Genomic DNA, 20,108 nt, shown 5'->3' on the forward strand with positions numbered 1-20,108 from the left:
CCGGCCATCGGCCGGACCGGGCGGATCACCCCTCTGCGCGCGCTCGCGCCACCTGTCGTACGTGCCGTGCTACGCGCCGGTCGGGGAGGCCTGCTGCACGACCTCGAAGGACCACACCGTGGACCCGCTGGCCGCCGGCTTGGGCCGCTCGCCGCTGCCGGCGTCACCGCCCTGGTGGGCCGCCTTCATCGGCCCCTCCATCCACGCCTGGAAGGAGGCCTCGTCACGCCAGCGCGTGTAGACGAGGTAGTCGTCCGTGCCCTCGACGGGCCGGAGCAGCTCGAACCACTCGAATCCGTCGGAGCCCTCCACGGCATGGGCCCGGGAAGCGAAGCGCTTCTCCAGTGTCTCGCGTTGTTCCTGGGGGACGGTCAGCACATTGATCTTGACTACGCTCATGGCTCCATCCTGCCGTACGAGGTCCTGACTCCGTCGGCGGGCGGGCCGGTCGCGGGGAGTTCCACCGTGATACGGATCCCGCCGTCCGGGCGCGGGGTGAGGGTGAGCGTTCCGTCGTGCGCGCGGGCGATGGTCTTGACGATGGCCAGGCCGAGGCCGACGCCCGCGTGGTGGGTGCGCAACCGTTCCGCGCCGCGGCGGAACGGTTCGGTGAGCGTCGAGGCCAGCTGCGGGGTGACCTTCGCACCGGTGTTCTCGACCGTGAGCACCGCGGCCCGCCGTCGGACGCCGGTGGTGACCCTGACGGTGCCCCGTTCGGGCAGATTGTGGACGATCGCGTTGTGCACGAGGTTCGTGGTCAGCTGGAGCAGGAGCGTCGGCGATCCGGTCGCGGGGGCGAACTCGCCGCGTGTCTCGACGGTGACGCCCTGTTCTTCCGCGAGGGGGAGGAGGGTCTCGGTGGCCTCCTCCGCGAGCAGCGACAGGTCGACGTGTTCCCGGGTGAAGGAACGCCGGTCGGCGCGGCTGAGCACGAGCAGGGCCTCGGTGAGGTCGATCGCCCGGCCGTTGACGGCGTACAGACGGTCGATGATCTCGTCGGTGTCGCGGTTCGGATCGGTGCGGGCCACATCGAGAAGCGCCTTCGAGATCGCCAGCGGGGTACGCAGCTCATGGGAGGCGTTGGCCGCGAATCTCTCCTGCTCGGCGACGTGTGCTTCGAGCCGGGCGAGCATGGTGTCGAAGGCGTCGGCGAGTTCCCGGAACTCGTCCCTGCGGCCCGGCAGCCGGATCCGGTGGGAGAGCGACCCGTGCGTGGCCGCGCGGGTGGCTTCGGTGATCCGGGTCAGCGGGGCGAGCATGCGGCCGGCGAGGACCCACCCTCCCAGGAGGCCGAAGACGAGAAGGACCGCCAGCACGGTGGCCGCCGCCGGGGCGAAGGTGTACGCGAGGAGCTGACGGTTGGGGTTCTCGTGGAGCATCCGCCTGTCCCAGTCGTCGGGAACGTACTCCAGGAGGAACACCCACACCGCGGTGAGCAGCAGGACGCCGGCGACCATGAGGAAGCCGGCGTAGCTGAGGGTGAGCTTGAGGCGGACGCTCAACCCGGGCCGCCTAGCCATGGTCCTCGCCGTCGCCGCGACCGGTGCCGGACGCTGTGCCGATGCGGTAGCCGACACCCGGCACGGTGGCGATGATCCACGGTTCGCCGAGGCGCTTGCGCAGGGCCGAGACGGTGATGCGTACGGCGTTGGTGAACGGGTCGGCGTGCTCGTCCCACGCGCGTTCCAGGATCTCTTCGGCGCTGACGACACCGCCGTCGGCGGCGACGAGGACGTCGAGCACCGCGAACTGCTTCCTGGTCAGCGCGACGTAGCGGCCGTCCCGGTAGACCTCCCTGCGGAAGGTGTCCAGCCGCAGACCGGCGATCTCCCGCACGGGCGGTCTGCTGTGGGCGCGTCTGCGGTCGAGCGCCCTGAGCCTGAGCACGAGTTCCCGGAGATCGAAAGGCTTCGTGAGGTAGTCGTCGGCGCCGAGCCCGAACCCGGAGGCCTTGTCGTCGAGGCGGTCGGCGGCCGTGAGCATGAGGATCGGCATTCCACTGCCGGAGGCGACGATGTGTTCGGCGATCCGGTCCCCGGACGGCCCGGGGATGTCGCGGTCCAGGACGGCGATGTCATAGGTGTTGACGCTCAGCAGCTCCAGAGCGGTCTCGCCGTCACCCGCGATGTCCGCCGCGATCGCTTCGAGACGCAGGCCGTCGCGGACGGCTTCTGCCAGATACGGTTCGTCTTCGACGATCAGCACGCGCATGTGCCGATGCTACGAGTCGGCGCCTGTCGTCGGCGTATCGAAAACCGCATACGCCCCGGCAACACCGCGCTGCCTTGACTGGCGGTATGACTCGACCACCGCCGTCCTTGCGAACACCACCCCGCCGGACGGGCCGGCTCCTCGTCGTCGGCGCGGTAGCCGTCGTGGCGGCGATCGCCACGGCCCTCGGCCACGCCCTGCTGACCCCCTCACAGTCCCCGTCGCCCTCGGCCTCGGCCCGCTCCCCGTCCGCCGCCCCCTCCTCGGCCCCGGCACCCCTGCCTCCTCTTCACCGTGAGCACCGTGGAGCGCTGGGAGAGGCCGACGGCGTCGTCCCCGACGGTGTGACGGTGCTCGACGACGGGATTCCGGCCGTCGCCCGTCTCGACGCGGATCTGCTCGCGGCTCTCCGCCGGGCGGCACGGGAGGCGGCGCGGGACGGCGTCGAGTTCGCCGTCAACAGCGGCTGGCGATCCCCGGCGTATCAGAATGAGCTGCTCCGCGAGGCGGTCGCGCGGTACGGGTCGGAGGCCGAGGCCGCCCGGTGGGTGGCCACCGCGCAGACGTCGCCGCACGTGTCGGGGGACGCGGTCGACATCGGGCCGGCCGACGCGACGGAGTGGCTGTCCGAACACGGCGCCGCCCACGGACTGTGCCAGACCTACCGGAACGAGCCCTGGCACTACGAGCTGCGAACGGAAGCGATCGACCGGGGTTGTCCGCGCATGTACGCCGACCCCACCCAGGACCCGAGGATGCGACAGTGACCGGCAGCGAACGAGGACGGACGATGACACAGGTGGACACGGCCGGAACCGCGCAGGGCGACCCGGACACGCGCGGTCTTGGCCAGGGCGACGCCCGTCCCCGGGACGAGGGCCCCGGGGACACCGGCCCCCGGGACAAGGGTGTGAGGACAGGTCTCTGGAGGCGCGGCCGGGTACTCGCGGCGGCGGCGCTGCTGCTCGGCCTGGTCCTGATGCTGCACGCGAGCATCCCGAACCGGGTCGGGAACCTCGGCAGCCTGGTGGAGACCTTCCTCCCGTGGTTCGGCCTGTTCATCCCGGTGCTGCTGGCCGGGGCGCTGCTGCGCCGCTCCGTCCTCGCGGTCGTCGCGCTGCTGCTGCCGGCCGCCGTGTGGCTGAACCTCTTCGGCGGGCTGCTCACCGACAAGTCCCACCCGGGCGGCGACCTCACCGTGGTCAGCCACAACGTCGGCGCCGACAACCCCGACGCGGCGGGCACCGCCCGCGCCCTGGCCGCCTCCGGCGCGGACGTACTGGCGCTGGAAGAGCTGGACCCGGCGGCCCGGAGGACGTACGAGAAGGAGCTGGCGAGGGCGTACCCCCACCACACGGTCCTGGGCACGGTCGGCGTGTGGAGCAGGCTGCCGCTGTCGGACACCCGCCCCGTCGACGTCGAGATGGACGCGGGTCCGCTGGGGGACGCGAAGCCCGCCGACGTCAAGCTGGAGTACAACCGGGGGCTGCGCACCACGGTGGCCACCGACCGCGGGCCCCTGGCGGTGTACGTGGCGCACCTCGGATCCGTACGGGTGAATCCCCGGGCGGGCCTCTCGTCGGGCCAACGCGACGCCGGCGCGCAGTCGCTCGGCCGGGCCGTCGCCGCCGAGCGGAACGAGCGGGTGGTGCTGCTCGGCGATCTGAACGGCACCCTGGACGACCGCGCGTACGCGGGCATCACCGCGCGGATGCGATCGGCGCAGGAGGCGGCCGGCGACGGCTTCGGCTTCAGCTGGCCCGCCGGCTTCCCGGTGGTGCGGATCGACCAGATCCTGGTCCGGGGCGTGGAGCCGGAGAGCTCGTGGGTCCTGCCCGCGACCGGCAGCGACCACCTCCCGGTGGCGGCCCGCATCAGCTGGTGAACACCGCGGAGGGCTCCGGACGCGTCCGGAGCCCTCCCGCCGCCTCGCGGGGCCAACGGGGCCTCCGTGTCGTGCTGTTGCTCACCCTCCTCCGAAGGAGGGCGGACGAACGCGCTAGGCTGCGTTGCGCCACGGGGGAAGTCCGGTCGAAATCCGGCGCTGACCCGCAACGGTAGACGGACCCCCCGGGGGTTCCGTGAGCCCGATCACCCGCGGCGGAGAAGGCTCCTGACGATTCGCCGTGGACTGCGAACGGGCGCTGCGCGGGGCGGCCGCCGTCCGGGGCCGCTCCTCATCGCGCGACGCACGGCCCGAGGCGAAAGCGACCGGCCTGTGGCCACGTCTGTCGACCGCATACCCTCCAAGCCGCCGCGCCCCGCGCACGTCGGCACCGGACCGGCGCCACCCCGGCGCACGCCCCTGCCGCTCCTCGTGGCCGGCCTGGCTCTGGCCCTGCCCCTCTCGCTCGTCTGCGGGGCGGCGCTCGGGGCGTCCGGGCTCTCCTGGGCGGAGGTGACGCGCTACCTGTGGGCAGGGCTCACCGGCGGGGCCATCGGCCCCGACGAGGTCCCGGCCTACACCATCGTCTGGGAGCTGCGTCTGCCACGAGCCGTGCTGGCCGCCGTCGTCGGGGCCGGCCTGTCCGCCATCGGTGTCGCCGTCCAGGCCATGGTGCGCAACGCGCTCGCCGACCCGTTCGTGCTCGGCATCTCCTCGGGCGCGGCGGTCGGCGCCAACGCCGTACTCATCTTCGGGGCCCTGGGAGCGCTGGGCGTCTGGGCCCTGTCCACGGCGGCGTTCCTCTCCGCACTCCTCGCCATGCTGCTCGTGTACGCGGTCGCCCGCACCGAACGCGGACTGACCCCGCTCCGGCTCGTCCTGACGGGAACCGCGATGTACTACGGCTTCTCGGCCGTCACCACGTTCATGGTGTTCGCGGCCGAGCGCGGGGAAGCGGCCCGCTCCGCGATGATGTGGCTGCTGGGCAGCCTCGGCGGGGCCAACTGGACGGCCGTGCCGATCGCCGCCGGTGCGGTGCTCGCCGGCCTCGCGCACCTCGGCTGGTCGGCACGGCGCCTGAACGCCCTCGCCCTGGGGGACGAGACCGCCGCCGCACTCGGGGTCGATCCCGGAAGACTGCGCAAGGAGCTCTTCCTCGTCTCCGCGGCCGTCACCGGGGCGGTCGTCGCGGTGAGCGGGGCGATCGGCTTCGTCGGCCTGATGGTCCCGCACGCCGCGCGGATGCTGGTCGGCGCGGACCACCGCCGGCTCCTGGCCGTCGCGCCCCTGGCGGGAGCCGTCCTGCTGATCTGGGTGGACATCCTCTCGCGCGTGGTGCTGGCGCCGGCCGAGCTGCCGGTGGGCGTCCTCACCGCGGTCATCGGCGTTCCCTGCTTCATCCTTCTCATGCGCCGGCGCGCCTACTCCTTCGGAGGCATCTGATGCGGATCGACGTCGACGCGCTCACCGTCGAGATCGCCGGTGCGCGGCTGGTGGACCAGGTCACCCTGGGCGCGGCCGACGGGCAGCTCGTCGGCCTGGTCGGTCCCAACGGCAGCGGCAAGTCGACCCTGTTGCGCTGTGTCTACCGGGCCCTGCGCCCTTCGGCCGGCGTCGTCAGGATCGGCGGTGAGGACCTCCACACCCTGAGCGCCCGGGAAGGCGCCCGACGGCTGGCCGCCCTTCCGCAGGACGCGGTCGCCGCGTTCGACTTCACCGTCGCCGAGATCGTCGCCATGGGGCGGCTGCCGCACCAGGGGCCGGTGGCCCGGGCGTCCGACGAGGACCGGCGCCTCTGTGCCGAGGCGCTGGAGGGGGTCGGCGCGGGACACCTGGCCGAACGGGGCTTCCTCACCCTCTCCGGCGGCGAGCGGCAGCGCGTCCTGATCGCCCGCGCCCTGGCCCAGCGGCCCCGGGTCCTGGTACTCGACGAGCCCACCAACCACCTGGACATCGCCCACCAGCTGGAAGTCCTCGCCCTGGTCCGCGACAGCGGCCTGACCGTGCTCACCGCCCTGCACGACCTGAATCTGGCGGCCCTGCACTGCGATCTGGTCCACGTCATCGACAGGGGCCGGATCGTCGCCTCCGGGGCCCCGCACGCGGTCCTGACCACCGAGCTGCTGGCCGACGTCTTCGGCGTGCGGGCGCACCGCGTCGCGCATCCGGAGACCGGCGCGCTGCAACTGCTCTTCGACCTCCCTCCTGTTCGCCCCACTTCCTGAAGGAGCCCCGACACCATGCGCGACCCCCTGCGTCCCGCCGCCCTCGTCCTCGCGGCCGCCCTGGCCCTCACCGGCTGCGGAGCGGACATCACCTCGCGGGCGGAAGGGAGGGACAACGCGTCCGGGGCCGACCGCCACTACCCGGTCACCGTCGAGAACTGCGGGGAGAAGAAGACGTACGACAAGGCCCCGCGACGCGTCGTCACCAACGACACCGGTATCACCGAGATCATGTTCGCCCTCGGGCTCGAGGACCACATGGCCGGGTACGTGATGCCCGACGACAAGGGCGACATGACGTCCGTCCCCTGGAAGGACGGCTACCGGAAGACCAAGTGGCTCTCCAAGGAGCGGATCAACAAGGAACTGGTCCTCGACGCCCGCGCCGACCTGGTCTTCGCCGGCTGGAACTACGGATTCAACGAGGGTGAGGGTTTCACCCCCGCCGAACTGGAGCGCGTGGGCATCGACTCGTACCTGCTCAGCGAGTCGTGCCGGAACGGGCAGGGCAAGGCCCGCGGAGTCATGCCCCCTCTCGAAGCGCTCTACACCGACCTGCGGAACCTCGGAAAGATCTTCGACGTCGAGGACCGGGCGGACACCCTCATCACGTCGTTCCGCGAGGAGGTCGCCGCCGCGCGGGCGAAGGCGGCCAAGGGCGACGACCGCCTCCGCGTCTTCCTGTACGACGACGGGAAGGACAAGCCGCTGACCTCGGGCGCGTACGCCGGACCGCACGACATCATCACCAAGGCCGGCGGCGACCACATCATGAAGGACCTCAAGGACAGCTGGACGACGGTGGGCTGGGAGACCGTGGTCGACCGTGACCCCGAGGTCATCGTCATCAACGACTACGGCGCCACCGGAGCGGAGGAGAAGCGCAGGTTCCTGAAGTCCTACAAGCCGCTCGCCGGCGTATCCGCGATTCTCAACGACCGGATCGTCGTACTCGACTACGTGGACCTGGTCGAGAGCCCGCGCAACCCCGCGGCCGTCAGCTCGCTGGCGGAGGAGCTGAGGAAGTTCGCCCGCTAGGTCCTGCCGTCCGGTCGTCGTCGACGGGAACGCCCAGCCGGCCGGCCGCGGTGGTGAGGGCCTCGCCCAGCGGGAGGGCGATACGGGCCAGGGCGTGCCGGTCGCCCCGGGTCGGGTCCCGGTTGACGATCAGCACCGGCACTCCCGCCTGGGCGGCCTGGCGGACGAACCGGAGCCCGGACATCACCGTCAGCGAGGAGCCCAGCACCAGCAGGGCGCTCGCCCCCCGGACCATGTCGCGGCAGTGTTCGACCCGCCCCGGGGGCACGGCCTCGCCGAAGAACACCACGTCCGGTTTGAGGACGCCGCCGCAGACCGCGCACGGCACCACGCGGAAGTCCCCGACCTGCTCGTCCGTGAGATCCGCGTCGCCGTCCGGATTCATCGAGGCGGCCACCGGCGCGAAGCCCTCGTTGGCCTCCTCCAGCCGGCGCGCCAGCTCGGGGCGCGGGCTGGAGGCACCGCAGGACAGGCAGACGACCCGGTCCAGGCGACCGTGAAGGTCCACCACGCCTTCGCTGCCGGCGGCCTGGTGCAGGCCGTCGACGTTCTGGGTGATCACACCCGAGAGCAGTCCCCGCCGCCCGAACGCGGCCACGGCCCGGTGCCCGGCGTTGGGCCGGGCGCGGCCGAACGTGCGCCAGCCGAGATGGCTGCGTGCCCAGTACCGGCGACGGGCTCCGGCGTCGGCGGTGAAGTCCTGGTAGGTCATCGGGGTGTGGCGGCTCAGGCTCCCGCCCTCGCCCCGGTAGTCGGGGATGCCCGACTCCGTGGAGATGCCCGCACCGCTCAGGACCAGAACACCGCCACCGCGCAGCGCCTCGACGACCGGCTCCAGGTCCGTCGTGCCCGGCAGTGGCTCCTCGGCGGAGGTCCAGCTCAGGGTGGGTCGCATGCGCATGCCCTCAGCGTACGGAACATCCCCCGATGGCGACGACGCCCGGCGACCGGGTCGCCGGGGCCGACCCGATAGGACGAAGCGTCCCGGGCCGAAGATCCCGGCAGGGTGCGTTTCCGGCCTTACTTTGTGACAGGTGCATGATCAAGGTGCGTTCGCGGCATAGGTTCTGCGGCCCCGGGAGGATCGGCGACCGGCCTTGGTGTCCCCACGGTTCGCGGTGGCGATCCTCCCACTCCCTCGGCTCCGCGCGGAGCCGAGCCCCCCATGAGTGAAGGGACGACCATGCTGGATTCCAGATGGCTCAGAGCAGTCGGTGTCGCCGCGGCGATCACCCTGGCCACGGGTACGGCGGCGCAGGCCGCCCCCGCGCCGGACCCGGTGACGGCGCAGGGCGCGTCGGCGGTGGTGACGCTCCGGTACGACGACAGCCGGGCCGGCGGCTGGGAGGCGGCGATCGCGGCAGGGGTCGCCTCGTGGAACTCCAACGTCGACAACGTCAAGCTGGTCGAGGCCGCACCCGGCACGCGTGCCGAGATACAGATCGTGGCCACCAGCGGCTGGCCGCAGGCCACCCTCGGCCCGGTCCGGCCCGGCGGCCTGGCCAGGGTGGAGCTGGGCAGCCAGGCGGTCGCCCAGGGCCACGACAAGACCCGTATCGCCGCTCACGAACTCGGCCACAGCCTGGGGCTGCCGGACACCAAGCCAGGGCCCTGCTCCCAGCTGATGTCGGGATCCAGCGCGGGAATCAGCTGCAAGAACGCCCTGCCGAACGCGGCCGAGCAGTACCGCGTCGAGTACGCCTACGCGGGCGGCCTCGCCGCGCGCGTGCCTGCTGACGGGCGTGTCCTGGTGGACGCCTCGTAACCGGTCGTACGAGGACACGCGAGGTGTCGGCCCCGTCCTGAACCGGCGCCCGGTCACCCCCGTTCCCGGGTTCCGGCACCCGCCGCCGGAACCCGGGAACGGGGGATTCACCGGTCCTGCGGGGCGAACGGTCCGCCGTGGCCGAACGCGAGGCGGGCGAAGCGTTCGGCGATGCGCCGGTGGGCGGCGGGATCCGGGTGCAGGTCGTCGGGGAGCGGGAGTTCGGCGTGGTCGCTCTCGCCGTAGAGGTCGAGGCCGTCGAGGTAGTGCAGATGAGGGTCGGCGGCGGCGCGCTGCGCGACGATCCGGGCCAGCTCGTCCCGGATGATGGTGAGGGTCAGCTTCCCGGCGGTGCTCTCCGCGGGGTCGCCGATGGCCACGAACCGCAGCCGCCCCTCGCTCATCGCGCTGGTGTCCGGGGCGCTGGGGCCCGGAGTTGTCTCGTGGATGGGACAGCAGATCGGCGAGACCACCAGCAGCGGTGCGGTGGGGTGGCCTTCGCGGATCGTGTCGAGGAAGCCGTGGACGGCCGGGCCGAACGCGCGCAGCCGCATCAGGTCGGCGTTGACGAGGTTGATGCCGAGCTTGACGCTGATCAGGTCGGCGGGAGTGTCGCGCATGGCGCGGGCGGTGAAGGGGTCGAGCAGGGCGCTGCCGCTGAATCCCAGGTTGATCAGCTCGGCCTCGCCGAGGTTCGCGGCCAGGGCGGGCCAGGTGCCGGTCGGGGTGGCGGCGTTGGATCCGTGGCTGATGGAACTGCCGTGGTGCAGCCAGACCGGCCGGCCGGTCGGCGCGGGGCTCCGGACCGGCGCGTCGGTGCGCAGGGCGACCAGCTGGGCGGTCTCGTCGTGCGGAAGCCAGATCTCGACGTCCTTCTCGTCGTCCGGCAGACCGGTGAACCGGAGCGTTTCCACGGGGCCGGGCCGGGTCCGCGAGGCCATCGAGGCCAGATCGATGGTGATCGTGTCGCCGTCGGGGGCACTGGCCCGGGCCGCGGGGCGGCCGTCCACGAGGAGCTCGTACACGCCGTCGGGGCGCGGCGGCGCTCCGGGGTAGACGCGCTTGGTGGCCACCACGTCCAGCTCGACGACGGTGGCCCGGGTGCGGAACGCCAGCCGGACCCCGGAGGGCTGCGATTCGGCCATGGCCAGCTGGTCGTCGGGAATCTGCCGTCGTGCCGTCGCGGGCAGCCGGTGCGGCAGCACGCCGCGCTCGGTCCGTTCCAGGTCGAGCGCGCCCCGCAGGATGTCGGTGCTGATGGGGGTCGTCGTCCAGACGTGCCGGGTGGTCATGTTCTCGGCCTCTTCGTTCGTCGAGGGGCGGCGGGCAGGTCAGGTTCGTGCGTTGAGGGGCGGCGGGCAGGTCAGGAAGGGGCGGGCCAGTTGCGCAGCAGGGAGTCGAGCGCGTCGAGGATCTCCGTCCAGCTCTCCTGGGAGTCGGGGGAGCTGTGGCGGAAGCCGCCGGCCGTCTCCAGCCCCACGTAGCCATGGAAGACGCTGCCCAGGAGCCGCACCGCGTGTGTCTGCTGGAGTTCGGTCAGGTCGTAGCCGCGCAGGATCGCCCGCATCATCCGGGAGTGCCGGACGCCGGCGCTCATGGCCGCCGTTTCCGAGTCGAGCCGGAACCCGGCCGCGGCGAAGCGTCCCGGATGCTGGAGGGCGTAGTCGCGGTAGGCGTTGGCGAAGGCGCCGAGCGCGTCCCGGCCCGCCCGCCCCGCGAGCGCCGCCGACGCTTGGTCGGCGAGTTCCTCCAGGGCCAGCAGGGCGATCTTCGTCCTGAGGTCGTGGGCGTTCTTGACGTGTGAATACAGGCTCGCGGTCCTGATGCCCAGCTTCCGGGCGAGCTCCGACGGGGTCACCTGCTCGAAGCCGATCTCGTCCGCCAGCTCGGCCCCCGCCCGTACGACGCGCTCCGCGGCCGGTCCTGCTCGTGCCATGCGACCCTCCGAACGCTTACCTACGGTTACCTAATCAAATATACGTTTGCCTAATGAGATTAGGCAAATTAGCGTGAGCCGCATGAAGTCCCTGACCGAGCAAGAGATCCGTACCTCCTTCGTGAACTGCACCAAGGGCGAGGCCAAGCGCCTGTCCGTCCCCCGCGACCTCGCCGACCGGCCCTGGGACGACCTGGACTTCCTGGGCTGGCGCGACCCTCAGGCCCCCGACCGGGCCTACCTGGTGCTCGACCCGGGCGACGGCCCCGTCGGCCTCCAACTGCGCTCGTCGGACGCCGGGTCCTGGCAGACCCGCCGCAGCATGTGTTCGATCTGTGTGACCGTCCACACCGGAGGCGTCTCCCTCCTGGTCGCCCCCAAGTCCGGGAAAGCGGGCCAGCAGGGCAACTCGGTCGGCGCCTACATGTGCAGCGACCTCGCCTGCTCGCTCTACGTACGCGGGAAGAAGGACGCGGGTGTCGGGGCGCGGCTCCGGGAGTCGCTCACCCTGGAGGAACAGATCGAGCGAACGGTGGCGAACCTCGTGGCGTTCATCGCCAAGGTGACGGCGTGACCCGACGGGTCCGCGGGGGCGCCGCCGCGCGGCACGGGAGACGCGGGCGCGCCTCCGCCGGCCGTGGGCGGCGCGGTTCGACGGCATGGTTCCGGACGCCGAGGTGAACGGTTCCGGCCGTGGCGGGGGCGATGTCCGCTCCGACGCCGCTCCACCGCACCCGCTGGACCTGAGCGGACGCGAAACCGTTCGACCATGTGCGAACGACATCGGCCAGATCCGCGGTCCCGCGATGTGGCCGGTCCGGGCGTCGACCCGATAGGTGCCTGGGGCATCCAATTGGGGGAGGTGCGGAGCGACCCGCTCCGCACCGATCACCGAGCACTGCGAGGCGACCGCTCCCATGACGGAATCCACGACGGAACCGGCCCGCCAGGACCCCGCTCTCACCGGCCCTTCCACCGCACCGACCTCCGCGACACCGTTCCCGCAGGACCGCGAGTGCCCCTACCACCCGCCCACCGGGTACGAGCCGCTGCGCGCGGACCGGCCCCTGAGCCGGGTCACCCTCTTCGACGGACGCCCGGTCTGGGCGGTCACCGGCCACGCCCTGGCCCGCCGGCTGCTGGCGGATCCGCGGCTGTCCACCGACCGCACCCACCCCGCGTTTCCCGTTCCGGCCGAGCGGTTCGCGAACGTGCAGCGGCGGCGTGTGGCTCTGGTCGGCGTCGACGACCCCGAGCACAACGTCCAGCGCAGGATGCTCATCCCGAGCTTCTCCGTGAAGCGGATCGCCGCGCTGCGCCCCCGCATCCAGGAGACGGTGGACCGACTGCTGGACGCGATGGAGCGGCAGGGGCCGCCGTCCGAACTGGTCGCCGATTTCGCGTTGCCGGTGCCGTCGATGGTGATCTGCGCGCTCCTCGGTGTTCCGTACGCCGACCACGAGTTCTTCGAGGGCTGTTCGCGGCGGCTCCTGCAGGGTCCGGGCGCGGCCGATGTGGACCGGGCCCGGATCGAGCTGGAGGACTATCTGGGCGCCCTGATCGACCGCAAGCGGGTGGAGCCGGGGGAGGGGCTCCTGGACGAGCTGATCCACCGGGACCACCCCCAGGGGCCCGTCGACCGAGAGGACCTCGTCTCGTTCGCCGTGATCCTGCTCGTCGCGGGGCACGAGACGACGGCGAACATGATCTCGCTCGGTACGTTCACACTGCTGAGGCACCCGGGGCAACTGGAGGCACTGCGGTCCGGAAAGACGACGACGGCCACGGTGGTCGAGGAGCTGTTGCGGTTCCTGTCCATCGCCGACGGTATTCAGCGGCTGGCGACCGAGGACATCGAGGTGGCCGGGACGACGATCCGCGAGGGCGAGGGCGTGATCTTCTCGACCTCGCTCATCAACCGCGACAGCGCGGTGTTCGAGCATCCGGAGACGCTCGACTGGGACCGGTCCGCCCGCCACCATCTCGCCTTCGGCTTCGGCGTCCACCAGTGCCTGGGCCAGAATCTGGCCCGCACCGAGCTCGACATCGCCCTGCGCACGCTCTTCGAGCGGCTGCCGGCACTCAGGCTCGCCGTGCCCGCGCACGAGATCCAGCACAAACCCGGGGACACGATCCAGGGTCTGCTGGAACTGCCCGTGGCCTGGTGAGCGGCATGGGCGTCCAGGTCGACAAGGAACGCTGCGTGGGGGCCGGCATGTGCGCGCTGACCGCGCCGGACGTGTTCACGCAGGACGAGGACGGGTTCAGCGAGATGCTTCCCGGCCGCCCGGCGGGGCCGGGGGACCACCCGCTGGTACGGGAGGCCGTACGGGCCTGCCCGGTCGGGGCGGTGTCCCTGACCGACGACTGACAAGCGGGTGCCCGGCGGGAGGACGTACCATCACGCCCGCCGGGCACCCGCCCGCTACGAGAAGAGCACCGGCCGGCTCAGAGGCCGAACTCCTGCGGCGACACCCCGAGCGCCATGCACGCTTCCCGCAGCACCTGCGCCTCGGCCGGGGCGATGTACCCGTCAGCGCCGGCGATCACGAAGCCGGTCTGGACGACCGCCTTGGCCTCCACGGGCTTCTTCGCGGCCTTGGCGATCTCCTGCATGGCCTCGGTCTTGCCCTGCTGGAAGTTGAACATCATCTGATCGACATGCTTGTTGAACCTCTGCCGCAACTGCTCGGGAGGGAAGTTCTGCAGGACGTCGTTCTGCAGGATCAGCGTCTCCACGTGGTGCCGCTCGGCGGGGTCGACAGACCCGTCGGCGGCCGCGACCAGAGCGCACATCGCCATACTGGCGTCCCGGTACGCCCCGCTCTTGAGCTCCGTCTTCAGGGAGCCGAGCTGCGACTTGAGCAGCCCCACCAGCTTCTCCTTCGAGCCGCCCGCGGCTCCGGTACCCGCCGGTCGCTGGCCGGCGGGGCCCCTCGTACCCTGCGACTGCTGCTGCAGCCCCTTGGCCTGATCCTTGATGCGGTCCCACATGGCCATGCGTGCCACCTTGTCGATCGGATCGATGGGCCGCGCAACGCGCGCGGCCTCCTGCAACCATTCTTCGCGGACCGCCCGTCGGCGGCCCACGCCCGGTGACCGGTGAGCCTCCCGAAGCCGGCTGCTCCGAAAGGCTCGTCGAACCGATCACGCGTGGTCCTTCTGCCGATCACCTCGACGGGAACGCAGCCTGCGACCGACCGCCACGGCCAGCGCTACGACCACCAGCACCAGAACGACCTTCGAGAGCACCCCGACGTAACGCTCCACGAGGTCCCACTGGTCACCCAGCAGATACCCGGCCATGATGAGGATGAAGTTCCAGATGAAGCTGCCCAGAGCGGTGAGCAGGACGAAGATCGGCAGTGGCATCCGCTCGACGCCGGCCGGGACGCTGATCAGGCTGCGAAAGATCGGAATCATCCGGCCGAAGAAGATGGCTTTCATGCCGTGCTTGACGAACCATTGTTCGGTCTTCTTCAGGTCGGACACCTTCACCAGCGGAAGCCGCTCCCACAGGGCGTACATACGGTCCCGGCCGAAGAGAGCGCCGATCTGGTAAAGGGCGACAGCGCCCACCACCGACCCCAGCGTCGTCCAGAACAGGGCGGAGAACAGGCTGAGCACTCCCTGCCCCGCGGCAAAACCCGTCAGCGGCAGAATGACTTCGCTCGGCAACGGCGGGAAGAGGTTTTCCAGGGCGATCGCCAGTCCGGCCCCGGGGCCGCCCATGGTTTCGACCAGGCCGGTCGCCCATCCTGCGATGCCGCCCGCCGGCTCCGAGGCGAGAGGGAAATACTGCATGTGTGTTCTGCTCCAGGACTGAGTCGGGGCCGAGGTCAGGGTGCTGACCACATCGGCGTCACATCTTTTGGGGCCAGAAACCCCACAGGCTTTGATCGGATACCGGGAGGGGAATCCGAGGGGCCATCGCGATCGCGTCGCGGAGGAAATCCGCGTGACGTGCGGATGGCGACGTGAGGGCGCGTTATCCGCGAGCGGGAGGGATCAGGGCCTGAGCGCGGGGGACCGCTCACCGAACGGGTCGGGTGGGGAGCAGTTCACCGAGTCGAGTGCCGAGCCGCTGACTGCGGCAGGGATGCTGACCGCGTCAGGGGTGCGGGGTCCGGCGGACCGCGGCAGGGTGATCGGACGGACTGCTCAACAGCGAAGGATCGGGACACGGGCAGGGCTTCGCGAGCCGGAGTGCGGAGCATGCCGCCGGGTGGCATCCGTCGCGCAGTCGTGAAGATCCGGCGATGACGAGGGAACGCCCGCCTGCGCGGGGGGCGGCGAGGACGTCGTGCTTCCCGCCTTGTGGCGGTGCTGGAGCGTGACGTCACCATCGAGGTCCTCCAGCGGAGCGCTCGGCCCGGATCCGTCGAATACGGACACGGCGTGAGAATGAGCTGCCGTCTCGAAGGCCTGCGAGGTCTGAGCCGAGGCGCCGAGAGCGAACGCGGAAATCATCAGCAGCACGGCGATTCCGGCGCAGAAGGCCAGCATCTCCCTGCTGCGCATTCCTACGCTCCCTGTCCGGTCGATTCGGCTCGTAGGTCGAAGTGTCAAAGCCGCTCGGCGAATTGCCGCCGCAGGAGTGCACTCTAACAGCCTGAACCGAGGCGAACCCGAGCCTCATTTCGCCGTACGGCTCACGCGCCGCGGCAGTTGTCGCGTCCACCGGGCACCGGCCGGGCGGCGGGGCCGCCGTCGTGCCGCAGAGGCCGCTCGCCCCCCGGAACGGCTGTCTAGACGCGTTCCAGGGCCTGGTGAGGGAGAGGCGGCAGCTCGATCCCGACGGTGTCGCCGGCGCGGACCGTCCCACCGGTACGGACCACGGCCATGATGCCCGACTTGAAGGTGAACTCGCCTGACACGGGGTCCAGGGCGAACATCTCGCCCAGCAGCCCGTGGCGGAAGTCGTTGATCTTCGCGCACGGATTGCGCAGCCCGGTCACCTCCAGCACCGCTTCCTCGCCGAGGCGCAGCAGGGTCCCGGTGGGAAGGCCGAGAAGATCGACTCCCGCGGTCGTGATGTTCTCGCCGAGCCGGCCCGCCGACACGTCGAAGCCCTTGAGTGCGAGCTCCTCGAAGAGTTCCTCGTGCATCAGGTGGACCTGGCGCAGGTTGGGCAGGTCCGGTTCGTACGTCATGCGGAACTGGTGGCGAATTGTCTTTCCCGCATGCACGTCACCCTCCACGCCGAGCCCGGCGAGCAGGGTGATGAACGGGTGGGTGGGTTTGCTGAACGCGTACCGCTCGTTGCGGCTCACCGCGGTGACCCGGCCGCCCATCGTGTCCTCCGTGCGTCGTCGTCCGTGGGCGCCGATCCTACGGAGGTGTCCTAGGGCTCGGCGGGGGAGCCCGGACGTGAACAGCACCGCGAGACGCCCCGAGGCCCGCAGCGACCGCTCGGGGCGGCCCGGAGCCACCCGGACCGGACTCCGTGTGACAGTTTCGTTTATGCTCCCGCTGGGGGCTGACCGGAAGGCAATCTGCACATGACTGGGCAACGCGACCGTTGGGCGGAACTGACCGGTGGACAGGCTGGGGAGGAATACGCCCAGCGGTTCGCGCGGCTCGCCGAGTCGGGCCACGACATCCACGGCGAGGCCTCCTTCTGCGCCGCGTTGCTGAAACCGGCCGGCCGGGTGCTCGACGCGGGCTGCGGCACCGGCCGGATCGCGATCCGGCTGGCCGAACTGGGCCACCACTGCACCGGCGTGGACGTCGACTCCTCGATGCTCGCCGTCGCACGCCGCGAGGCGCCCGCGCAGGACTGGCGCCTCGGTGACCTGGCCCGGCTGGACGCCCTCGGCCTGGACCCGGACTTCGACCTGGTGCTCGCCGCCGGAAACGTCATCCCCCTGCTGGCCCCCGGCACCGGGGCGACCGTCGTCGGGAACCTTGCCGCCGCACTGCGCCCCGGCGGTCTGCTGGTCACCGGCATGGGACTGGACGCCGCACACCTGCCGCTCGACGAAGCACCGGTGACCATCACCGAGTTCGACCACTGGTGCGCCCGGGCCGGACTGGCCCTGCGGCAGCGCTACGCGACCTGGAACGGCGACCCGTACGACGAGGGCGGCGGCTACGCGGTCAGCGTGCACACCCGCCCCGCCACCTGAACCCGCGGCCCGTCCGGCAGCCCGTTCCCGCCACTCGCCCGCCGAACCCCCCTCTCGCGATCCTTCCTGTCCCAGGACCTGGAGATACCGGCATGCCACGCGTCGTCCTTGTCGAAGATGATCCGTCTGTACGCGACGGCGTCGAGATGGGGCTGCGCCGGCGCGGGCACGAGGTCCTCGCCACCGCGACCGGCGAGGCCGGCCTGGAGGCGCTGGACGCGTTCCGCCCCGACCTCCTGCTGCTCGATCTGATGCTGCCCGTGATGGACGGCGTCGAGGTGTGCCGCCGCGTACGCGCGAACAGCCAGTTGCCGATCATCATGCTCACCGCGCGCGGTGATGACGTGGACATCGTCGTCGGGCTGGAGGCCGGTGCGGACGACTACGTCGTCAAGCCCGCCCGCACCGAGGTCATCGAGGCCCGCATCCGCGCCGTGCTGCGCCGCTTCGAAGCCCCGGCCGGCGCCCGGCCCGCCGTCGAATACCACGGCGACCTGGACATCGACCGGGCCGGTCACACCGTCCTCAAGGCGGGCGAGCCGGTCGCCCTCGCACCTTCCGAGCTGAAGCTGTTGCTGTTCCTGTCCGCGGCGCCGGGAAAGGTCTTCAGCCGGCAGCGGCTCCTGGAAGAAGTCTGGGATCACAGCTACCACAGCGACGTGCGCCTGGTGGACGCCTGCGTGCGCCGACTCCGCATCAAGATCGAAGACCTGTCCGACAGCCCTCGGTACATCCAGACCCTGCGGGGATTCGGCTACCGCTTCGGCCCGCTGTGAAGATACCCGGAGCGGCCGCCGCGTTCGGCGTGCGTACCCGGCTGGTGCTCGCGTTCCTCCTGGTGGCCGCGGTCAGCGCGGTCACCACCGCCGCGCTGACCTACCGGGAAGCTCGCAGCGCGGTCCTCGAACGCGCACAGGACACGGCCGTCGCCTCCTTCCGCGAGGAGGTCGAGCGGTTCGTCCCCCGCCTGCCCCTGGACCTGGAATCGGTCCGGTGGGACCTGTACGACATCGCGGCGCGCTCCAAACCCCATCCATGGATCGTGTTCGCCGAGTACGGCTCGGTGCGCGTCTCCTCGGGCGACCGGCCCGCCTCCGGTGTGCTGACCGGGGAGCTGCGCCGCGCCGCGCGGACCTCGCCGCACGGCAGCTTCCAGCGGGTCGTCAAGGACGAGAAGGCGTATCTGACGATCGGGATGCCGGTGCTGACGCGGGTCGTCGCGGGCGGCCGCGCGGTGCCCAGCGGCCTCGTCCTCTACGCCGTGATGCCCATGGCGAACGAGGAGGCGGACATCGACGCCCTGGTGACCGCTGCCCGCGACGGTGCCCTGCCGGGACTGGTGGTGGCCCTGGTGCCCGCCCTGTTCGCCGCGCGCAGCGTGCTGCGCCCCGTCCGGGAACTGCGGCGTGCCGCGCACTCCATGGGCGGGGGGCGGCTCGACGCGCGGATCACCGTACGCGGCAGGGACGAGATGGCCGACCTCGCCCGGACGTTCAACAGCTCGGCGGCCCGCCTCGAACACTCCGTACAGGAACTCCGGGACGCCGGGGCGCGGGCCCGGCGTTTCGCCTCGGACGTCTCGCACGAACTGCGCACCCCCCTCGCGGGAATGCTCGCCGTCACGGAAGTCCTGGACGAGGACGCCGGGACGCTCGACCCGGACACCGCCCGTGCGGTGCGCCTGATCAGCCTTGAGACCGGCAAACTGGCCGTGCTGGTGGAGGACCTGATGGAGATATCCCGCTTCGACGCCCGCGCGGCCGGACTCAACACCGACGAGGTGGACGCGGCGGAGGCCATACGCAGAACCCTGTCCGGCAGGCAGTGGCAGGACCGGGTCCGTGCGGAGCTGGCCGAGGGCATCCGTATCCGCCTCGACCCTCGCCGCTTCGACGTCATCGTGGCCAACCTCGTCGACAACGCCCTGCACCACGGCGCCGAACCGGTCACCGTACGGCTGTCGTCCCGCGCGGGTGCGCTGATCACCGAGGTGCGGGACAGCGGCCCCGGGATCGCCCCCGACGCACTGCCGCACATCTTCGACCGGTTCTACAAGGCGGACGCCGCGCGTTCCCGCTCATCGGGCAGCGGCCTCGGCCTCGCGATCACCCAGGAGAACGTGGTCCTCCACGGCGGCACGATCCGCGCTTCGAGCGCGCCCGGCGGCGGCGCGCTGTTCACGGTGGAACTGCCCTTCGACGGGCCCGCGTCGAGGCCCGACGCGCCGGACGATCCGCCGCCCGCACACGGCGAAGGGCCGGGGACGGGTCCCGGACGCGGGGAGGCCACCGCGTGAGGAAGCGGACGCGCCGCGGGGTCGCGCTCGCCACGCTGCTGCTCGCCGGGGCGCCCCTCTCCGGCTGCGGTATCCAGGAGACGGGCGTGGTCGGGGCCGGGAGACCACCGGTCGGCGACCTGCTGCCCCCGCGGGATTCACGGATGCTGTTGTTCTTCTTCTCCCCCGACGACGAACTGCTGCCCGTGCCACGGATCGTCGAAGTCCCCTGGCAGGACGGCTCCGGGAGTTCGCCCTCGGAGAGCGAGGAGGCGAGCGAGGCCCTGTCGCCCCTGACGGCCGTCACCGCCCTGCTCGACGGGCCGAACAAGGCCGAGCGGCGGGCCGGGCTCCGCAACACCCGCTCACTGCCCCGTGCGGCGTCCGCCGTGGACCGGGTCGTGACGGGCGCTTCCACCGTCGAGGTCAGGCTGAACCTGCGGGTGAGGCGGCTGTCCGCCCCCGCCCGCGACCAACTCGTCTGCACGGCCGCCTTCGCCGCGCACGCCCAGGGGGCCCTGCCCGTCACCCTGGCCGGGCAGGACGGTGCCCTCGCCCCGGCCGACTGCTCCCTCCGCCCGGTCCCGGTCCCGGCACGCTGAGCGAGCGTGGGGCGGGAACGGCCGACGGCCCCGCCACCACGCC

At 71.6% G+C, this 20,108-nt stretch carries 22 protein-coding genes; 13 read left to right on the plus strand and 9 right to left on the minus strand.

Annotated features, from left to right (window positions below; all coding sequences use genetic code 11):
• Nucleotides 1-69: 69 nt before the first annotated feature.
• Genes PSQ21_RS35060 through PSQ21_RS35070 form a run of 3 tightly spaced genes read right to left on the minus strand, consistent with a single transcriptional unit; the run spans nt 70 to nt 2,211 of the window.
• Nucleotides 70-399: an antibiotic biosynthesis monooxygenase family protein gene (locus tag PSQ21_RS35060; RefSeq protein WP_274035490.1), complete on the minus strand. Its 330-nt coding sequence runs from the start codon at nt 397-399 to the stop codon at nt 70-72.
• On the minus strand, nt 396-1,520 hold the full coding sequence (locus PSQ21_RS35065) for a sensor histidine kinase (protein WP_274035492.1): 1,125 nt from the start codon (nt 1,518-1,520) through the stop codon (nt 396-398). The genes PSQ21_RS35060 and PSQ21_RS35065 overlap by 4 nt, the downstream gene beginning before the upstream one ends.
• On the minus strand, nt 1,513-2,211 hold the full coding sequence (locus PSQ21_RS35070) for a response regulator transcription factor (protein WP_274035494.1): 699 nt from the start codon (nt 2,209-2,211) through the stop codon (nt 1,513-1,515). Before PSQ21_RS35070 ends, PSQ21_RS35065 begins: the two co-directional genes overlap by 8 nt.
• Nucleotides 2,212-2,297: 86 nt before the next feature.
• Here PSQ21_RS35070 and PSQ21_RS35075 point away from each other — a divergent pair, with 86 nt between their 5' ends.
• From PSQ21_RS35075 to PSQ21_RS35095, 5 genes are all read left to right on the plus strand, one after another.
• On the plus strand, nt 2,298-2,978 hold the full coding sequence (locus PSQ21_RS35075) for a M15 family metallopeptidase (protein ID WP_274035495.1): 681 nt from the start codon (nt 2,298-2,300) through the stop codon (nt 2,976-2,978).
• A gap of 23 nt (nt 2,979-3,001) precedes the next feature.
• Nucleotides 3,002-4,096, plus strand: coding sequence for an endonuclease/exonuclease/phosphatase family protein (locus PSQ21_RS35080; RefSeq protein ID WP_274035498.1), 1,095 nt, complete (start codon nt 3,002-3,004; stop codon nt 4,094-4,096).
• 333 nt (nt 4,097-4,429) lie between these two features.
• Entirely contained in the window at nt 4,430-5,539 is a 1,110-nt protein-coding gene (locus PSQ21_RS35085) for a FecCD family ABC transporter permease (protein WP_274035499.1), read from the plus strand.
• Nucleotides 5,539-6,321 carry an ABC transporter ATP-binding protein gene (locus PSQ21_RS35090; protein WP_274035500.1) on the plus strand — a complete coding sequence of 261 codons (783 nt, stop codon included), beginning with the start codon at nt 5,539-5,541 and terminating at the stop codon, nt 6,319-6,321. Before PSQ21_RS35085 ends, PSQ21_RS35090 begins: the two co-directional genes overlap by 1 nt.
• A 15-nt stretch (nt 6,322-6,336) precedes the next feature.
• Nucleotides 6,337-7,359, plus strand: a complete 1,023-nt coding sequence (locus tag PSQ21_RS35095; RefSeq protein ID WP_274035501.1) for an ABC transporter substrate-binding protein — start codon at nt 6,337-6,339, stop codon at nt 7,357-7,359.
• Here PSQ21_RS35095 and PSQ21_RS35100 read toward each other — a convergent pair.
• On the minus strand, nt 7,319-8,254 hold the full coding sequence (locus PSQ21_RS35100) for an NAD-dependent protein deacetylase (protein WP_443334437.1): 936 nt from the start codon (nt 8,252-8,254) through the stop codon (nt 7,319-7,321). The genes PSQ21_RS35095 and PSQ21_RS35100 overlap by 41 nt on opposite strands.
• A gap of 288 nt (nt 8,255-8,542) precedes the next feature.
• Here PSQ21_RS35100 and PSQ21_RS35105 point away from each other — a divergent pair, with 288 nt between their 5' ends.
• Nucleotides 8,543-9,124, plus strand: a complete 582-nt coding sequence (locus PSQ21_RS35105) for a snapalysin family zinc-dependent metalloprotease (RefSeq protein ID WP_274035503.1) — start codon at nt 8,543-8,545, stop codon at nt 9,122-9,124.
• 107 nt (nt 9,125-9,231) lie between these two features.
• Here PSQ21_RS35105 and PSQ21_RS35110 read toward each other — a convergent pair whose 3' ends face one another.
• Both PSQ21_RS35110 and PSQ21_RS35115 read right to left on the minus strand, forming a co-directional pair.
• A complete protein-coding gene (locus PSQ21_RS35110; protein WP_274035504.1) occupies nt 9,232-10,416 on the minus strand; it encodes a GDSL-type esterase/lipase family protein in 1,185 nt (394 codons plus the stop codon).
• Between the two features lie 71 nt (nt 10,417-10,487).
• On the minus strand, nt 10,488-11,060 hold the full coding sequence (locus tag PSQ21_RS35115; protein WP_274035505.1) for a TetR/AcrR family transcriptional regulator: 573 nt from the start codon (nt 11,058-11,060) through the stop codon (nt 10,488-10,490).
• An 82-nt stretch (nt 11,061-11,142) separates the two neighbouring features.
• Between PSQ21_RS35115 and PSQ21_RS35120 the strand changes: the two genes are divergently transcribed.
• The 3 genes from PSQ21_RS35120 (at nt 11,143) to PSQ21_RS35130 (ending at nt 13,431) form a co-directional block, all read left to right on the plus strand.
• The gene (locus PSQ21_RS35120; protein WP_274035506.1) at nt 11,143-11,634 is read left to right on the plus strand and encodes an FBP domain-containing protein; all 492 of its coding nucleotides are present in this window, start codon (nt 11,143-11,145) and stop codon (nt 11,632-11,634) included.
• Nucleotides 11,635-11,977: 343 nt separating this feature from the next.
• Nucleotides 11,978-13,228, plus strand: a complete 1,251-nt coding sequence (locus tag PSQ21_RS35125) for a cytochrome P450 (protein WP_274035507.1) — start codon at nt 11,978-11,980, stop codon at nt 13,226-13,228.
• A gap of 5 nt (nt 13,229-13,233) precedes the next feature.
• Complete coding sequence (locus PSQ21_RS35130) at nt 13,234-13,431, plus strand: ferredoxin (protein ID WP_274035509.1); 198 nt, start codon at nt 13,234-13,236, stop codon at nt 13,429-13,431.
• Between the two features lie 77 nt (nt 13,432-13,508).
• Here PSQ21_RS35130 and PSQ21_RS35135 read toward each other — a convergent pair whose 3' ends face one another.
• From PSQ21_RS35135 to PSQ21_RS35145, 3 genes are all read right to left on the minus strand, one after another.
• Complete coding sequence (locus PSQ21_RS35135) at nt 13,509-14,060, minus strand: tellurite resistance TerB family protein (protein ID WP_274035510.1); 552 nt, start codon at nt 14,058-14,060, stop codon at nt 13,509-13,511.
• Nucleotides 14,061-14,207: 147 nt separating this feature from the next.
• Nucleotides 14,208-14,864 carry a DedA family protein gene (locus tag PSQ21_RS35140; protein WP_274035511.1) on the minus strand — a complete coding sequence of 219 codons (657 nt, stop codon included), beginning with the start codon at nt 14,862-14,864 and terminating at the stop codon, nt 14,208-14,210.
• A gap of 944 nt (nt 14,865-15,808) precedes the next feature.
• Entirely contained in the window at nt 15,809-16,354 is a 546-nt protein-coding gene (locus tag PSQ21_RS35145; protein ID WP_274035512.1) for an MOSC domain-containing protein, read from the minus strand.
• Nucleotides 16,355-16,561: 207 nt separating this feature from the next.
• On the opposite strand from PSQ21_RS35145, the gene PSQ21_RS35150 reads away from it, so the two are divergent.
• From PSQ21_RS35150 to PSQ21_RS35165, 4 genes are all read left to right on the plus strand, one after another.
• On the plus strand, nt 16,562-17,188 hold the full coding sequence (locus tag PSQ21_RS35150; RefSeq protein WP_274035513.1) for a class I SAM-dependent methyltransferase: 627 nt from the start codon (nt 16,562-16,564) through the stop codon (nt 17,186-17,188).
• Between the two features lie 92 nt (nt 17,189-17,280).
• Nucleotides 17,281-17,964 (plus strand): response regulator transcription factor, encoded by a 684-nt coding sequence (locus tag PSQ21_RS35155; RefSeq protein ID WP_274035515.1) that lies wholly within the window; start codon nt 17,281-17,283, stop codon nt 17,962-17,964.
• The gene (locus PSQ21_RS35160) at nt 17,961-19,484 is read left to right on the plus strand and encodes a sensor histidine kinase (protein WP_274035517.1); all 1,524 of its coding nucleotides are present in this window, start codon (nt 17,961-17,963) and stop codon (nt 19,482-19,484) included. The genes PSQ21_RS35155 and PSQ21_RS35160 overlap by 4 nt, the downstream gene beginning before the upstream one ends.
• Nucleotides 19,481-20,065 (plus strand): hypothetical protein, encoded by a 585-nt coding sequence (locus PSQ21_RS35165; protein ID WP_274035518.1) that lies wholly within the window; start codon nt 19,481-19,483, stop codon nt 20,063-20,065. Before PSQ21_RS35160 ends, PSQ21_RS35165 begins: the two co-directional genes overlap by 4 nt.
• The last annotated feature ends 43 nt before the right edge of the window (nt 20,066-20,108 follow it).

The sequence above is a fragment of the Streptomyces sp. MMBL 11-1 genome (genome assembly GCF_028622875.1).
Taxonomy (GTDB): domain Bacteria; phylum Actinomycetota; class Actinomycetes; order Streptomycetales; family Streptomycetaceae; genus Streptomyces.

Bases quoted from the DNA above. Each gene is read 5' to 3' on its own strand.
- PSQ21_RS35060 (WP_274035490.1), bottom strand. From the start codon at position 399: ATGAGCGTAGTCAAGATCAATGTGCTGACCGTCCCCCAGGAACAACGC.
- PSQ21_RS35065 (WP_274035492.1), bottom strand. From the start codon at position 1,520: ATGGCTAGGCGGCCCGGGTTGAGCGTCCGCCTCAAGCTCACCCTCAGC.
- PSQ21_RS35070 (WP_274035494.1), bottom strand. From the start codon at position 2,211: ATGCGCGTGCTGATCGTCGAAGACGAACCGTATCTGGCAGAAGCCGTC.
- PSQ21_RS35075 (WP_274035495.1), top strand. From the start codon at position 2,298: ATGACTCGACCACCGCCGTCCTTGCGAACACCACCCCGCCGGACGGGC.
- PSQ21_RS35080 (WP_274035498.1), top strand. From the start codon at position 3,002: ATGACACAGGTGGACACGGCCGGAACCGCGCAGGGCGACCCGGACACG.
- PSQ21_RS35090 (WP_274035500.1), top strand. From the start codon at position 5,539: ATGCGGATCGACGTCGACGCGCTCACCGTCGAGATCGCCGGTGCGCGG.
- PSQ21_RS35095 (WP_274035501.1), top strand. From the start codon at position 6,337: ATGCGCGACCCCCTGCGTCCCGCCGCCCTCGTCCTCGCGGCCGCCCTG.
- PSQ21_RS35100 (WP_443334437.1), bottom strand. From the start codon at position 8,254: ATGCGACCCACCCTGAGCTGGACCTCCGCCGAGGAGCCACTGCCGGGC.
- PSQ21_RS35105 (WP_274035503.1), top strand. From the start codon at position 8,543: ATGCTGGATTCCAGATGGCTCAGAGCAGTCGGTGTCGCCGCGGCGATC.
- PSQ21_RS35110 (WP_274035504.1), bottom strand. From the start codon at position 10,416: ATGACCACCCGGCACGTCTGGACGACGACCCCCATCAGCACCGACATC.
- PSQ21_RS35115 (WP_274035505.1), bottom strand. From the start codon at position 11,060: ATGGCACGAGCAGGACCGGCCGCGGAGCGCGTCGTACGGGCGGGGGCC.
- PSQ21_RS35120 (WP_274035506.1), top strand. From the start codon at position 11,143: ATGAAGTCCCTGACCGAGCAAGAGATCCGTACCTCCTTCGTGAACTGC.
- PSQ21_RS35125 (WP_274035507.1), top strand. From the start codon at position 11,978: ATGACGGAATCCACGACGGAACCGGCCCGCCAGGACCCCGCTCTCACC.
- PSQ21_RS35130 (WP_274035509.1), top strand. From the start codon at position 13,234: ATGGGCGTCCAGGTCGACAAGGAACGCTGCGTGGGGGCCGGCATGTGC.
- PSQ21_RS35135 (WP_274035510.1), bottom strand. From the start codon at position 14,060: ATGGCCATGTGGGACCGCATCAAGGATCAGGCCAAGGGGCTGCAGCAG.
- PSQ21_RS35140 (WP_274035511.1), bottom strand. From the start codon at position 14,864: ATGCAGTATTTCCCTCTCGCCTCGGAGCCGGCGGGCGGCATCGCAGGA.
- PSQ21_RS35145 (WP_274035512.1), bottom strand. From the start codon at position 16,354: ATGGGCGGCCGGGTCACCGCGGTGAGCCGCAACGAGCGGTACGCGTTC.
- PSQ21_RS35150 (WP_274035513.1), top strand. From the start codon at position 16,562: ATGACTGGGCAACGCGACCGTTGGGCGGAACTGACCGGTGGACAGGCT.
- PSQ21_RS35155 (WP_274035515.1), top strand. From the start codon at position 17,281: ATGCCACGCGTCGTCCTTGTCGAAGATGATCCGTCTGTACGCGACGGC.